This is a genomic window from Pseudomonas sp. GNP012 (genome assembly GCF_054343835.1).
This window is the reverse complement of record NZ_JBTGUU010000001.1, coordinates 2,149,612-2,162,669: the sequence shown is the minus strand read 5'-3', so window position 1 is coordinate 2,162,669 and position 13,058 is coordinate 2,149,612. Positions and strand designations below refer to the sequence as shown.

Below are 13,058 nucleotides of genomic sequence, written 5' to 3'. Positions count from 1 at the left end.
ATTCAATCAACACTACTTTGGCGCAACTTATTATTCACCAATCAATGCAAGGACGCATTTATGAACAATACGACCCGAGACGATTACGCACTCAATAACTGGATGAGCGCTACACCGGCAATCGATAACCTCTCGCTTGGTGAACTTACGCTACCCGGCACACACAATGCAGGGTGCGACCGGCAAGCGAGCTATCCACTGATCCCCGGCGCGCACTGGCTGGCCTGCCAGCACGATTCGTTCGCAGCTCAACTCAACAACGGTTCACGCGCACTCGATTTACGACTGGACTTTGACGGCCCGGCCACAGAGTTTGAAAAATTCCGGTTCCAGCACAATGGCTATCGCTCATCTCGTAACCTGTTAGCTTTATTTGCTGCAGTGAATCTGTTTTTGCGCGATAACCCTGACGAGTTTGTGATTCTGGATTTTCATCAACTCAAGGACGGGCAACAATCGTTCGACTATGCACTCTTCAACGAGATGATGCTCCGTTATCTTGGCGAGAGAATAATCCCTACCGGCAATAGAGGCCTGCCACTTGGCGAGCTTAAGAAAATCAGCGGCAAGCAGCGAGTTCTGGTAACGGCCCAACAACATCCGGAGTTAAATCCCGCCTGGTTCTGCGAGAAAATCGAACACAAATGGAGCGGAATTGGCGACACAAGTGTCAAGGAACTGGAGCAGCACATCATCAACGTGTTGAGGACGCCACCTCCCCGTACCAGCTTGTGGTCACTGTCCGCCACAAGCTACTCAAAGGTTGGAGGCCCCGTCGATATCCATGATGAACTGGATAACTGGTTTGACCCCACCACCCACGACCGAAGCGAAAGGTGCAACATTATCAATGTCGATTTCATGGAGGAGTCGCAACTGGTTGCCTACTGCCGTAGCGCGAGCTTGATAAATGCCAGAAAAGCCAGAAATCCCGGATAGTACCGAAAGCCGAGAAGGCTCCTGTCAGGTTTCGCAACGTCGACAACTGGCATTAGCCCCCGCACAAGAGGCATGATCAGGACGCGATAACAAGAAAAGTGTATCGACATGCCCCGTAATGCCAGAGTCACCGATCCTTCCTACGAATTGATGGACGACCACAACGGCTTGTCCATCATTTACCGCCAGCATGGTTTCCCCTGCCCGCTGGTGCGCTGGCATTTCCACAAGGAATACGAGCTGCACCTGATCGTCGCCAGTTCCGGCAAGGTATTCATTGGCGACTATATCGGCAACTTCTATCCGCAAACCCTGTTCCTGACCGGCCCCAACCTGCCCCATAACTGGATCAGCCAGGTGGCCGAGGACGAAGTGGTGCCCAAGCGCGACATGCTGGTCAACTTCACCGACGAGTTGTTCGACAGCGGCTATCAAGTGTTCGCCGAGCTCTAAACCCTGGCCCCCCTTGCTGGAACGCGCGCAGTACGGCATCGAGTTTCGCAGCAAGCACACCATTGCCCAGGCCATGCAGTTGATGCAGCGCATTGCCGATACCAGCGGCATAACCCGGCTCGGGCACTTTTTCATCCTGCTCGAATTGCTCGCCGCCACCGACGACTACCAATTGCTCTCCGGCGCCACGACGCCACAGTTGGCCGACGAGAACAACATCGATCGCACCAACCGCGCGGTGGATTACATCTTCGCCCATTACGGCCGGGAATTGCCGCTGGAAGAAGTCGCCGAACATCTGGGCATGAAGCCCACGTATTTCAGCCGCGTATTCAAGCAGGCCACCGGGCGCAATTTCATCGAATTCGTCAATCGCCTGCGCATCAGCAAGTCCTGCGAGTTGCTCGCCGATAGCGACAAACCGGTCACGGACGTGTGCTTCGAATCGGGCTTCAACAACATTTCCAACTTCAACCGGCGCTTCCAGCAGCTCAAGGGCATGACGCCTTCGCATTACCGGCGATTGGTGGTGCAGCGGCTGACCGAGCAAAACCAGGGATAGCCGCTGGTCGCAACTGGTAGTTTTGACAGTGGTTTGGCCGTGATGGGTTATCCATGCTTGCAGCAACCCTGTCATCCACATCGAGACCTCAGACCATGAGCCCCGATTCCTCGCAAGATTCCATCACCCCAACAAACATCGACGAATACGCACGCTTCGACACACCGGGAGACACCCAGGGATGGACGGGTGGAGGTGAAATAAAACAGGATGACACCGCCAACAAAAACTGCTGGTTTTCAACCCTCGCCCGTCGGGATTTTGGGCAGCAACTTGCGCCGTCGATTGACGTCCGGGTGCTGATCCGCCTCCGCGGTCTTCTTCCCGGCGAAACATTGATTGCTGAGCATCCCGCTGGTGTCCACGAGATTCAGGGGCTGCCTTTTCGTCAGCACAGCTCGTACCTGATTACAGGTGCAAAAGCCGATGCGGATGGAAAATTCTTCGTGCAGTTTAAATTGGCCACCGGACAAACCATGTCGATTGAGTCAATCCAGGTACAAGCGCCCGTGCGGCGACGCAAAGTATGGACTCGCATTTCAGCATTTCTCCATCAGTGCAAAATAGTATCAGCCAAAGTGCTGCCAACAACATGATGGGGGCCATCGGCACCGGCAATATCCGGCCCGGTGCAATCACCATGAGCCTCGGCTCGTCAGGCACGGTGTGGCCCTTGCCGATCAGCCGAATGTCGCCCCGGAGGCCGCAGTCACCACGTTCTGTTCTTCCAGTGGCGGCTGGCTGCCATTGATCTGCACCATGAACCTGACCAACGCCACCGGCCTGATTCGCGACCTGCTGGACCTCGACATCGATCAGTTCAACGCACTGGTTGCCAAAGCCCCCATTGGTGCCGAAGGCGTGAGCATGCTGCCGTTCTTCAACGGCGAGCGGGTACCCGCCCTGCCCCATGCCAGCGGCAGCCTGTCGGGCCTGACCATGAGCAACCTGACCCGGGCCAATCTGTGCCGCACGGTCGTCGAAGGCACGACGTTCGGTTTGCGTTACGGACTGGACCTGCTACGCCACAATGGCTTACAAAGCCGCAGCATTCGGCTGATCGGTGGCGGTTCGAAAAGCGCGGTGTGGCGGCAGATCGTCGCCGACATCATGAATACCCCCGTGATCTGCACGGAACAAAGCGAGGCCGCGGCCCTGGGTGCGGCAATCCAGGCGGCCTGGTGCGTATCCTGGACAAACGGAAACGGACTCAGCCTGGCGGACTTGTGCGAGCGTTGCGTAAAACTCGACCCGGCCGGTGAAACCCTGCCGGTCTCCGACAATGTACAAGCCAGTCAGCAGGCTTATGAACGCTATCGACAGCAAGTCGCAACCCTTTGAAGAGTGAACAACTATGTACCTGGTGTGTGGCGAAGCGCTGTTCGATTTTTTCAGTGAAGACGACGCCGGCGGTCTGGCGTCCAAAGTGAATTTCAAAGCCATCGCCGGTGGCTCGCCGTTCAACGTGGCAGTGGGATTGCGCCGGTTGGGCGTGGATTCGGCGCTGTTGGCCGGGTTGTCCACCGACTACCTGGGCCGACGCCTGTTGCAGGTGCTGCAGGATGAAGGTGTGCGCCAGGACTTCCTGCTGGATTTCGCCGCGCCGACCACCCTGGCGATGGTCGCCGTGGGCGCCAATGGCTCGCCGCAATACAGCTTCCGTGGCGAAGGTTGCGCCGATCGACAGTTGAAACCGGAGCACCTGCCGGCACTCGGGCCTGAAGTGCGCGGCCTGCATATCGGATCGTTTTCCCTGGTGGTGCAGCCGATTGCCGACACCCTGTTGGCATTGGTGCGCCGGGAAAGTGGCAAACGCCTGATCAGCCTCGACCCGAACGTGCGCCTGAACCCGGAACCGGACATTGAATTGTGGCGTAAACGGATCGCGACGCTGGTGCAATTGGCCGACCTGATAAAGATCAGCGACGAGGACCTGCATCTGTTGTACCCAGGCCAGGCCCCGGCGCAAGTGATCGAGGGCTGGATGCGGCATCGCTGCCAGCTGGTGTTCCTGACCCGGGGTGGCGAAGGCGCGACCGTGTTCAGCCGGGTTCACGGCTCGTGGTCGACTCCAGCCTGCGCGGTAAAAATCGCCGACACCGTGGGCGCGGGCGATACCTTTCAAGCGGCGTTGATTGCCTGGTTGACCGAGCAGCAACTGGATTCCGTGGAGGGTGTGAAGCAACTTGGCCGCGAGCAGATTGACGGCATGCTGAAGTTCGCGGTGCAGGCGGCGGCGTTGACGTGCAGCAAGACCGGGCCGGATCTGCCTTATCGGGAGCAGCTGGATCTGCGCTGAATTCGAGGGCCACTTCGCGAGCCTGCTCGCGATGACTTTCTATCAGGCGCCCTATGGTCTTAACTGATAAACAGGATCGCGCCTTCGCGACAGGCGGCGTTCAGCCGGGTTAACCCTCGCTTAACCGTGCGGTCCAACACTTCACTTGACCGCACGCCCTCAGACTGTTCTGACGCCCGGTGCGGCAGGTTCGACAAGCCACACATCGAACTGACTTCCCGTACGCACTGGAGATCACTGATGAATACTCGCATCTTGCTGGTTACCGCCGCCCTCGCCTGCACCGCGTTTACCGGCCTGGCCCAGGCCAATGACACCGCTACCTCTCAGGCCGTGCCCTATCACTACGGCATGCCATTGCATGTCAGCAAAGTGATTTCACTGACCGAGCCAGACACCCTGGAGTGCAAAGTGGTGAAGGCTGACATGAAGTACATCGATGACACGGGAAAACCCGCAGAAATCACCTACCGTAAACTTTCCGACGCCTGCGAGAACCAAGGCTGACCGAAACGTCTGATTTGATACCTGGCAGTATTCCTTTGAGGGCTGCGGCGCTATGCTCTAGCGCCCCCCTCACTGCCCGCAAGGATTGGCCATGCAGTTTTCGTTTCGCACCTTGTCGATGTTTACCGCCGCCTTATGCCTTTTATTGAGCCTGGTCTGGGGTTTGGCACCTCAATGGCTACTGTCGCTCTGGGGTATCGAATTTTCATTCGTGGCAGGATTGGTCGCGCGCCGCACCGCCGTGCTGTTCGCAGCGTTTAGCGTGCTCTCTTACCTGGTTCGCAACGCATCCCCTTGCGCAACCCGCAATGCGCTGAGCCTCGGCTTCGTCGTCGGCTGCTGGGGATTGGCCGTGCTGGGTTTTGCCGAATGGCTCGCCGGCCATGTCGGGCCGGGCATGTTGCTGGCTGTCGGGCTTGAACTGGCGCTGGGCCTGGCATTCTTCCAGACCCGGCACGTGTCGGTGGAACTCGAAACTGCAGGTTAAAGCGCTTTGCCCAGTATGGAGTGTGGCTCGACTTCTACGTGATGCTGTCCGGAACGCAGTTGGGTAATCAACTCGTTTATTTCCCGACAACCATTGAGTCCGGAGGCATCGATGCCGGTGACATTTAGATCGAGATGATCGGTTTGCCCGTCGGCATAAACCTTCACGGTCATCAACAGATCCGGTGACAACGTGCACTCGCAACGCTTGGGTAAAAAGCTGGTTTCGATAATACGGCGAAGTTCCAAGGCAGAAAGAAACATGGCGACCCTCTCCTTTGTGAGACTGCCAATCAACATCAACGCTCGCTCGTATGCTCTCTCATATAAAAGCCCGGCAAGCTTCAAGGACAGCTACAGCATAAAACATACCCCGGATTTCGGAGTGCAGCTCATCGGCAATTCAAGGGTTTAGGTCAGTCACCTGTAAAACCTGCCGTGCAGTTTGCAATGTACGCCCCTGGCGCCCCCTGCAGTTTGCACGTTTGGCGCCGCGGGTTTGCATTCGTGCCACACGACAGTGAAAATGCCGCCCTTCACTTCAAGCAAGGAGGCATCATGAATTCTTTGGCCGTTAACGCTGGCGCTGCGCTGTTCGCACTGGGGCTTGCCAGCGTGGCGCACGCCGCCAAACTCGAAGACACCGCGCCCTATCCGAAAGCCGAGAGCGGGTTTACCCGCCAGGTGATTCACCTGGCGCCACAGCCCCGGGAAGATGACTTCCAGGTCGAGATCCTGGCCGGCAAAACCATGACCGTAGATTGCAACCGCCCTCGTCTGGGCGGCATTCTCGAAGAGAAAAACCTCGAGGGTTGGGGCTACCCCTTCTATCGCCTGGAAAAAGTCATTGGCCCGATGAGCACGCTGATGGCCTGCCCGGACGGCACGAGCAAACAGGGTTTTGTGCCAGTGGTCGGTGACGGCTTCCTGCTGCGTTACAACAGCAAGCTGCCGCTCGTGCTGTACGTGCCCAAGGACATCGAAGTGCGCTACCGAATCTGGTCGGCGTCGAACAAGGTCGAGAAGGCCATTCAGGAATAACCCGGGCATCTGTTATCGGCCTGCACCAGAGTCATGCCGGCGCGCTGTTCAACGCGGCGCGCTCGGCCACATGCCCCAGGCTGTCAAAATTGATGTTGGCACCGGAGTCGATGGCGACCAGCGTCTGGCCGCGTATCCCGCTGCGTGCCACGTACTGTTTGATTCCGGCCACGGCCAGCGCACCGGAAGGTTCGGTGATCGAGCGGGTATCGTCGTAGATATTCTTGATGGCGGCGCAAAGCTCATCATTGCTGACCGTCACCACCTCATCAACGCAAAACCGGCAAACCTCAAAACCGTAAGCGCCGATCTGCGCCACCGCCACCCCATCGGCAAAGGTGCCGACCTTGGGCAGGATGACTCGCTCACCGGCCAGCAACGCGGCTTGCAGGCACGCGGAATGCTCCGACTCGACGCCAACGATGCGCACCTGCGGCCGCAAGTATTTGATGTAAGTGGCGATGCCTGCGATCAGCCCCCCGCCACCCACCGGCACGAAAATCGCGTCCAGCGGACCTTGATACTGACGCAAGATTTCCATGGCCACCGTGCCTTGGCCCGCGATCACATCCGGATCATCAAAGGGCGAAACAAAGGTGCGCCCGCTTTCCGCGGCCAGCTCCAGTGCATAGATCAGCGCAAACGGAAAACTTTCGCCATGCAATACCGCATCGGCGCCCCGGCTACGAACTCCGATCACCTTCAATTGCGGCGTCGTGCAAGGCATTACGATAGTGGCGCTGATTCCCAACTCCCGCGCAGCCAGCGCCACACCCTGCGCATGATTACCGGCAGAAGCCGTGACCACGCCGCGAGCCTTTTGCGTATCGCTCAGTTGCACCAGCTTGTTGTAGGCGCCGCGGATCTTGAAGGAAAAGGTCGGTTGCAAGTCTTCACGCTTGAGCAGGACCTGGTTGCCCAGTGCCTCGGACAAGGCCGGTGCCGCTTGCAAAGGCGTGCGCACCGCCAGTTCATACACCGGCGCGGCAAGGATTTTTTTGACGTAGCGTTCAAGCAGGGATTGCTGGTCGGTTGTAAAACTCATGGTCGTCTCCTGACATTGATCGGGGCCCGGGAGACAGAAAGTAAAAACCCGCCTCGAGGGCGGGTTGGGTGCTGCAGTCGTGAGCTAGCCCGCCAAATGAGGAATGGCGGTAATAATGCTTGGCTGGCAGCGCAATACGGTGGAAGTCATGGCTCGAAATTAGCCGGGCGTTGATGGCAAGTCAATGGCAAATTTGTGCAGATCCCTCTAGGCTGCCGATTCCAGTCATTGCCCAAGGAAGGAACACATGAATGCCATTGCCCTGCCCCTTATCGTCCTGGTCGCCTTTGCCGGCTATACCCTTTCGGTGATGCTCCAGGCCGAACAGTCGCTGATCGACTTCGGCATCAGCCTGATGTCACGTCCCGATACTGCGCAGGTGGTGATCGATCTGTACTTGCTGGCGACGCTGGCGGGTATCTGGATGTACCGGGATGCGCGAAAGCGCGGGCTGTCGACGCTTTCGGTGGTGCCTTATCTATTGATCACCGCTGTGTTTGTGTCTGTTGGGCCATTGTTGTATCTGGTGGTACGCGGGGTTCAGGATCGCAAGAAATTGCCTGCCGCGACTCGACAGTTGTAGAAACCTTGAAATTGCTTTCGCGAGCAAGCCCGCTCCCACACTTGTCTTGCGCCCACTGAAATCCCCTGTGGGAGCGGGCTTGCTCGCGAAGGGGTCATCAGATTCGACATCATCATTGCCTGACTCACCGCCATCACTTCGCCAACCGCTTGAGCCCCACTACCATCGCCCCCGCCCCGATCATCATCGTCGACAGCAGCAAGGGGTACGATACCCACCACGGCGTTCCCGCTGTCACCATGCTGAACTCGGACATGCCGCCGATGCTCGCAATCAGGTTCAAGGGCAAAAACACCACGTTGATCAACGTCAGCTTGCGCAGCAGGTTGTTCATGCTGTTGTTCATCAGGTTGCCCCGGGCGTCAATGAGGCCGGAGAACACCGTCGAATAGATTTCCGCCTGCTTGTAACACTGGTTGTTTTCGATGATCAGGTCATCGATCAGGCTGATGGCCTCGGCGTTGAAGCCCTGCTTTTGCGCATGATTGCGCAGTCGGTTCAGCACGGCGCCATTGCTGTGAATCGCATTGATGTAATAGATCAGGCTCTCGCTGAGGTTGAACATCTGGATCAGATGCTGATTCTGCATCGAGGCGTTGAATTTCTGCTGCAATTCCCGGGCGATCAGCTTGATCACCTTCAAGTGCCCCAGATAGTGGTGGATGTTGTTGAACAGCAGATCGAGCAGGACATCCAGTGGCGTGTCGAGCGCCTGGCGCTTGCCGAGCCCGTTGAGCGGTGCGTCATCGGTGGCGATCACCAGCAAGCGCCCCGGAGAAAACAGCAGGCCACAGGACGACACCTGGAACCCCAGGTTGTCGGCGCCGGAGTAACTGTCCGGACGCTTCCAGATCAGGAACAGGTTGTCGGGATGGAACTCGATGCGCGACACCTCGTCAGGGTCCAGCGCCGAGGCCAAGGCGTGTTCGTCGAGTTTGAAATGACTGTGCAGCAGGTCGCGCTCGGCCGCATCGGGGTGACTGAACAGCACCACCTCGGCATCCAGTCGCTCGACGGCCTGCAGCGTTCCACCGCTCAACTGAAAACTCTTGATCATCGCTGCTTCACCAGGCCTGGCCGCGACGTTTAAGCTCCAGACGCCGAACGAACTCTTCCAGCACCAGTGAATACAGATCGTCCTGCAGGTAGGCGTCTTCGATGCCGGCGTCCATGTTCGGGTTGTCGTTGACCTCGATCACCACCACTTTGTCGCCGGATTGTTTGAGGTCGACCCCGTAGAGACCGTCGCCGATCAGGTTGGCCGTCTTCACCGCCAGCTCCACCACCGCGCGCGGCGCTTCGTGAACCGCCAGGGTGCGGCATTCACCGTTGATGTCCTGGCCCTTGGCCTTGTGGTTGTAGATTTGCCAGTGGCCCTTGGACATGAAGTACTGGCAGGCAAAGATCGGTTTGCGGTTGAGCACGCCAATGCGCCAGTCGTACTCGGTGTAGAAGAACTCCTGGGCCAGCAACAGCACCGAATGTTCGAACAGTTCGGCGGTAGCTTCGAGCAACGCCTGCTGGCTCTCGACCTTGATCACGCCCCGGGAGAAACAACCGTCGGGGATCTTCAACACCAGCGGAAAGCCCAGTCGTTCGCCAACCCGCTCAAAGTCTTCCGGTCGTTCCTTGTAGAGGATTTCAGTGGCGGGCATGCCCAGTTGATGACTCTTGAGCAGGTCGGTCAGATACACCTTGTTGGTGCAGCGCAGGATCGATGTCGGGTCGTCCATCACCACCAGCCCTTCGCTCTCGGCTTTCTTGGCGAAGCGATAGGTATGGTTGTCGACGCTGGTGGTCTCGCGGATCAACAAACCGTCGTATTCGGCAATCCGTGCATAGTCCTTGCGCTCGATCAAATCGACATCGATGCCCAGGGTCCGGCCGACCCGGACGAAGTTGTCCAGCGCCCTGGCATTCGACGGTGGCAGGGCTTCCTCGGGATCGTGCAGGATGGCCAGGTCGTAGCGGGCCAGCCGCCGTGAGCGCGGCTGGCGCCAGATCTTGCGACTGAAACTGTCGAGGGAGTGGGCAAATTGATCTTCCTGATCCTCCCGCAACTTGTGCAACGCACCCGACTTGATGCCTTCGATATGCCAACCGTTAGTTCGGCGAAATTCAACTAACAAGATCGGACAGGCAAACACTTCAAATAATTGCCTGGCCAAATCCTGCAAGGGTTCAATATTGGTCTTGCCGAAATACAGCGTCAGGGTAAACCCTTCGGTGTCACTGTAAGCATGATGACTGAGGGCTTTTTCCAGGGTTTTATCCAGGTCGTCAAGCGCCAGGCCATAGAGGGATTTGCGGGTCAGTTCGCTGATGGTTCGCACCGACGGAATGACCTTGTGCCCACGGGCTTCAGCCAGCAGCGAGCAGTAATAACCGTGCCCCAGGTACTTGTAGCTGCGGCACAGGTTGATGACCTGCACGCGCTTGCCCTGCTCATTGTCGCGGGTTTGTTCCAGATACTCCTGGGCCGTGACGATGTCCTCGCTGGGAAAATAGGAGGCCCAGTCTTCCTTGCGTTCGACGATGATAATCAACTGGCTGGAAGTTTTATTGGAATCATTTAAATAAGTTGCCGAAGTGATTGCTGTCGGCAAAGTTTGCTCGGATACTTCGCGCCAATGACCTTGTACCGCTGACATAGTGATTGATCCGTTGGAGAACAAGACCTTTCCTATTAAGCACGAACTTTTTCGAAAGTCCCGTTTCGTTACGCAACTTTTACGGTGGTCAGTATGAATACAGTTTTTCGTTTGGCGGTAATAGAAGACTTACCCGCACTGCTGCAACTTGAAGAGCAGTGCTTTACCACCGATCGGCTCAACAGTCGCAGCTTTCAATGGATGATCAGCCGCGCCAACGGGCAACTGCTCGTGGCCCAGCGCGGCGAGCATCTGCTGGGTTACGCCCTGGTGCTTTTCCATCGAGGTACGTCGCTGGCGCGTCTCTATTCGATAGCCATCGCGGCTCAGGCGCGGGGCAATGGCCTGGGCAAGCAACTGCTTGATCGCACCGAAGCCATTGCCCTGGAACACGATTGCGCCTATCTGCGTCTGGAGGTGCGTATCGACAATCCGGCGGCGATTGCCCTGTATGAACGTAACGGTTACCGGCGCTTTGCCCTGATCCACGACTATTATCAAGACCACGCCGATGCGTTGCGCCTGGAAAAACGCATCCTCCAGCACCGCGAATCACGCAACATCCAAGTACCCTACTACCCACAGACCACCGATTTCACCTGCGGTCCGGCCTGCCTGCTCATGGCCATGGGCGCGTTGCAGCCGGGGCGTTTGCTGGAGCGGCGTGAAGAACTGCAGATCTGGCGCGAGGCAACTACCGTGTTCATGACCTCCGGCCACGGTGGCTGCAGCCCGCAAGGCCTGGCATTGGCGGCCTGGCGCCGCGAACTTCGGGTGCGCCTGCAACTGAGCAAGGCCGGGCCGTTGTTCCTTGACGGGGTGCGCGATGAGCATAAAAAAGACGTAATGCGTCTGGTGCACGAAGAGTTCACCGCGCAGCTGCTTGCCAGTGACGTCGTGTGCGAGATCGGCGGGCCACTGAATCTTGCGCAACTGCTGGAGCATGGCGGGCAGCCATTGGTGCTGATCAGTAGCTATCGCCTGACCCGCTCCAAATCGCCGCACTGGGTGATAGTGACCGATTGCGATGAAGAATTTGTCTATCTGCACGATCCCGATGTGGACCACAGCCAGCATCGCCAGGCCATGGACTGCCAGCACCTGCCGGTCAGCCATGGGGAGTTCGAGAAGATGTGCAGCTTTGGCCGGGACAAATTGAGGGCGGCTGTGATTGTGTATGGACAGAAGCAGTAGCTGCTTTTGTGGTCGCTCCAACAGCCTTCGCGATCCCACACTTGAAATGCATTCCCCTGTGGGAGCGGGCTTGCTCGCGAAGGCGGCGTGTGAGTTTCACTTCAATCCGACCTTATACAACGCACCATCCTCTTCATCGGTCAACACATACAAATACCCATCCGGCCCCTGCCGCACGTCGCGAATACGCTTTCTCAACGCCCCGAGCAAGCGCTCCTCGTGAACCACCTTGTCGCCATCGAACTCCAGGCGGATCAGCTCCTGGCTGACCAATGCGCCGATGAACACATTGCGTTGCCACGCCTTGAATCGATCGGCATCGTAGAACGCCATGCCGCTCAGTCCCGGGGACTTTTCCCAGACATGGTTCGGGGCAACGGTGCCTTCAAGGGTTTCACCCCTGGCTTCGGGAATCGGTTTACCGGAGTAATTGATGCCATGGGTCGCCAGTGGCCAGCCGTAATTCCTGCCGCGCTGGATGATGTTGATTTCATCGCCGCCCAGAGGGCCATGTTCGTTTTCCCACAGCGTACCGTTCCACGGGTTGAGCGCCGCACCTTGCGGGTTGCGCTGGCCGTAGGACCAGATTTCCGGGCGCACGTTGGCCTGACCGACAAAGGGGTTGTCCTTGGGCACCGTGCCGTCCGGGTAGATTCGCACCACCTTGCCTTGCAGCTTGTCGAGGTCCTGGGCGGTCGGGCGCTCGTTGTTTTCCCCCAGCGTCACGAACAGATAGCCGTCTCGATCGAACACCAGCCGCGAACCGAAATGGTTGCCTTGCGAGAGTTTGGGTTCCTGGCGCAGGATCACCTGGAAGTCCTTGATTGCCGTCAGATCGTCGGAGAGCCGGCCGCGCCCCACCGCAGTACCGGCCTTATTGTCCTCTCCACCCCCTTCGGCATAGGTCAGATAGACCATCCGGTCCTTTCTGAAATCGGGTGACAACGCAACGTCGAGCAAGCCGCCCTGCCCCTTGGTCCAGACCGTTGGCACGCCATTGAGCGGTGCCGACAGCTTGCCGTCGGCGGTGACCAGCCGCAGGTTGCCGGGCCGCTCGGTGACCAGCATGCTTTTACCATCCGGCAGGAATGCCAGCGCCCAGGGGTGCTCCAGTCCCGTCACGACAGGGGTCACCTCGAGAGTGCCCTCTTCGCTTTTCATCGTCTGGGTGGGCGCGGCAAGCACAGGGACAGTGGCGGTGATCAATACGCTGGTACAGAGGATTGCCAATGAGTTTTTACGCAACATGCAGACTCCTTTTCTGATGATCATGAGGACGGATAAAACCTGGGCACACG

Annotated in this window: 13 protein-coding genes and 2 pseudogenes; 10 read left to right on the top strand and 5 right to left on the bottom strand. The window is 57.9% G+C overall.

Annotation, left to right across the window (positions count from 1 at the left end; translation table 11 throughout):
- Positions 1-60: 60 nt before the first annotated feature.
- The 7 genes and pseudogenes from ACXX83_RS09725 to ACXX83_RS09695 all read left to right on the top strand — a co-directional run bounded on the left by ACXX83_RS09725 (position 61) and on the right by ACXX83_RS09695 (position 5,247).
- On the top strand, positions 61-939 hold the full coding sequence (locus ACXX83_RS09725; RefSeq protein WP_458548266.1) for a phosphatidylinositol-specific phospholipase C domain-containing protein: 879 nt from the start codon (positions 61-63) through the stop codon (positions 937-939).
- Between the two features lie 108 nt (positions 940-1,047).
- Positions 1,048-1,954, top strand: a pseudogene (locus ACXX83_RS09720) (helix-turn-helix domain-containing protein).
- 95 nt (positions 1,955-2,049) lie between these two features.
- Positions 2,050-2,550, top strand: coding sequence for a hypothetical protein (locus ACXX83_RS09715; RefSeq protein WP_458548264.1), 501 nt, complete (start codon positions 2,050-2,052; stop codon positions 2,548-2,550).
- Positions 2,541-3,295 (top strand): annotated as a pseudogene (locus tag ACXX83_RS09710) (FGGY-family carbohydrate kinase); the annotation flags it as partial. The gene ACXX83_RS09715 and the pseudogene ACXX83_RS09710, both read left to right, overlap by 10 nt.
- A 13-nt stretch (positions 3,296-3,308) precedes the next feature.
- Positions 3,309-4,253, top strand: a complete 945-nt coding sequence (locus ACXX83_RS09705; RefSeq protein WP_458548263.1) for a carbohydrate kinase family protein — start codon at positions 3,309-3,311, stop codon at positions 4,251-4,253.
- Positions 4,254-4,493: 240 nt separating this feature from the next.
- Positions 4,494-4,760, top strand: a complete 267-nt coding sequence (locus ACXX83_RS09700) for a DUF2790 domain-containing protein (protein ID WP_126045760.1) — start codon at positions 4,494-4,496, stop codon at positions 4,758-4,760.
- Between the two features lie 91 nt (positions 4,761-4,851).
- A complete protein-coding gene (locus ACXX83_RS09695) occupies positions 4,852-5,247 on the top strand; it encodes a hypothetical protein (RefSeq protein ID WP_015095021.1) in 396 nt (131 codons plus the stop codon).
- On the opposite strand, the gene ACXX83_RS09690 is transcribed toward ACXX83_RS09695, so the two are convergent.
- Positions 5,244-5,510 carry a DUF1652 domain-containing protein gene (locus ACXX83_RS09690; protein WP_015095020.1) on the bottom strand — a complete coding sequence of 89 codons (267 nt, stop codon included), beginning with the start codon at positions 5,508-5,510 and terminating at the stop codon, positions 5,244-5,246. The two genes, ACXX83_RS09695 and ACXX83_RS09690, sit on opposite strands and share 4 nt — an antisense overlap.
- 294 nt (positions 5,511-5,804) lie before the next feature.
- Here ACXX83_RS09690 and eco point away from each other — a divergent pair, with 294 nt between their 5' ends.
- A complete protein-coding gene (gene eco / locus ACXX83_RS09685) occupies positions 5,805-6,287 on the top strand; it encodes a serine protease inhibitor ecotin (RefSeq protein ID WP_015095019.1) in 483 nt (160 codons plus the stop codon).
- A gap of 31 nt (positions 6,288-6,318) precedes the next feature.
- Here the strand turns inward: eco and ilvA are convergent, their stop codons facing one another.
- Complete coding sequence (ilvA, locus tag ACXX83_RS09680; RefSeq protein WP_458548261.1) at positions 6,319-7,332, bottom strand: threonine ammonia-lyase, biosynthetic; 1,014 nt, start codon at positions 7,330-7,332, stop codon at positions 6,319-6,321.
- A 247-nt stretch (positions 7,333-7,579) separates the two neighbouring features.
- Between ilvA and ACXX83_RS09675 the strand changes: the two genes are divergently transcribed.
- Positions 7,580-7,915, top strand: a complete 336-nt coding sequence (locus ACXX83_RS09675; protein WP_458548259.1) for a DUF2834 domain-containing protein — start codon at positions 7,580-7,582, stop codon at positions 7,913-7,915.
- Between the two features lie 133 nt (positions 7,916-8,048).
- Here the strand turns inward: ACXX83_RS09675 and ACXX83_RS09670 are convergent, their stop codons facing one another.
- Together ACXX83_RS09670 and ACXX83_RS09665 are read right to left on the bottom strand one after the other, a co-directional pair.
- Complete coding sequence (locus ACXX83_RS09670; RefSeq protein WP_217838328.1) at positions 8,049-8,972, bottom strand: magnesium transporter CorA family protein; 924 nt, start codon at positions 8,970-8,972, stop codon at positions 8,049-8,051.
- Positions 8,973-8,979: 7 nt separating this feature from the next.
- On the bottom strand, positions 8,980-10,566 hold the full coding sequence (locus ACXX83_RS09665) for a RimK family ATP-grasp domain-containing protein (RefSeq protein ID WP_225923751.1): 1,587 nt from the start codon (positions 10,564-10,566) through the stop codon (positions 8,980-8,982).
- A gap of 93 nt (positions 10,567-10,659) precedes the next feature.
- On the opposite strand from ACXX83_RS09665, the gene ACXX83_RS09660 reads away from it, so the two are divergent.
- The gene (locus tag ACXX83_RS09660) at positions 10,660-11,760 is read left to right on the top strand and encodes a GNAT family N-acetyltransferase/peptidase C39 family protein (RefSeq protein WP_458548257.1); all 1,101 of its coding nucleotides are present in this window, start codon (positions 10,660-10,662) and stop codon (positions 11,758-11,760) included.
- Between the two features lie 96 nt (positions 11,761-11,856).
- On the opposite strand, the gene ACXX83_RS09655 is transcribed toward ACXX83_RS09660, so the two are convergent.
- Positions 11,857-13,008: a PQQ-dependent sugar dehydrogenase gene (locus tag ACXX83_RS09655; RefSeq protein WP_458548256.1), complete on the bottom strand. Its 1,152-nt coding sequence runs from the start codon at positions 13,006-13,008 to the stop codon at positions 11,857-11,859.
- Positions 13,009-13,058: the final 50 nt, after the last annotated feature.

Excerpts from the sequence above, each read along its gene's own strand:
- ACXX83_RS09690 (WP_015095020.1), bottom strand. The coding sequence starts at position 5,510 with ATGTTTCTTTCTGCCTTGGAACTTCGCCGTATTATCGAAACCAGCTTT.
- ACXX83_RS09670 (WP_217838328.1), bottom strand. The coding sequence starts at position 8,972 with ATGATCAAGAGTTTTCAGTTGAGCGGTGGAACGCTGCAGGCCGTCGAG.
- eco (WP_015095019.1), top strand. The coding sequence starts at position 5,805 with ATGAATTCTTTGGCCGTTAACGCTGGCGCTGCGCTGTTCGCACTGGGG.
- ACXX83_RS09715 (WP_458548264.1), top strand. The coding sequence starts at position 2,050 with ATGAGCCCCGATTCCTCGCAAGATTCCATCACCCCAACAAACATCGAC.
- ACXX83_RS09700 (WP_126045760.1), top strand. The coding sequence starts at position 4,494 with ATGAATACTCGCATCTTGCTGGTTACCGCCGCCCTCGCCTGCACCGCG.
- ACXX83_RS09705 (WP_458548263.1), top strand. The coding sequence starts at position 3,309 with ATGTACCTGGTGTGTGGCGAAGCGCTGTTCGATTTTTTCAGTGAAGAC.
- ilvA (WP_458548261.1), bottom strand. The coding sequence starts at position 7,332 with ATGAGTTTTACAACCGACCAGCAATCCCTGCTTGAACGCTACGTCAAA.
- ACXX83_RS09660 (WP_458548257.1), top strand. The coding sequence starts at position 10,660 with ATGAATACAGTTTTTCGTTTGGCGGTAATAGAAGACTTACCCGCACTG.
- ACXX83_RS09665 (WP_225923751.1), bottom strand. The coding sequence starts at position 10,566 with ATGTCAGCGGTACAAGGTCATTGGCGCGAAGTATCCGAGCAAACTTTG.
- ACXX83_RS09675 (WP_458548259.1), top strand. The coding sequence starts at position 7,580 with ATGAATGCCATTGCCCTGCCCCTTATCGTCCTGGTCGCCTTTGCCGGC.
- ACXX83_RS09655 (WP_458548256.1), bottom strand. The coding sequence starts at position 13,008 with ATGTTGCGTAAAAACTCATTGGCAATCCTCTGTACCAGCGTATTGATC.
- ACXX83_RS09725 (WP_458548266.1), top strand. The coding sequence starts at position 61 with ATGAACAATACGACCCGAGACGATTACGCACTCAATAACTGGATGAGC.
- ACXX83_RS09695 (WP_015095021.1), top strand. The coding sequence starts at position 4,852 with ATGCAGTTTTCGTTTCGCACCTTGTCGATGTTTACCGCCGCCTTATGC.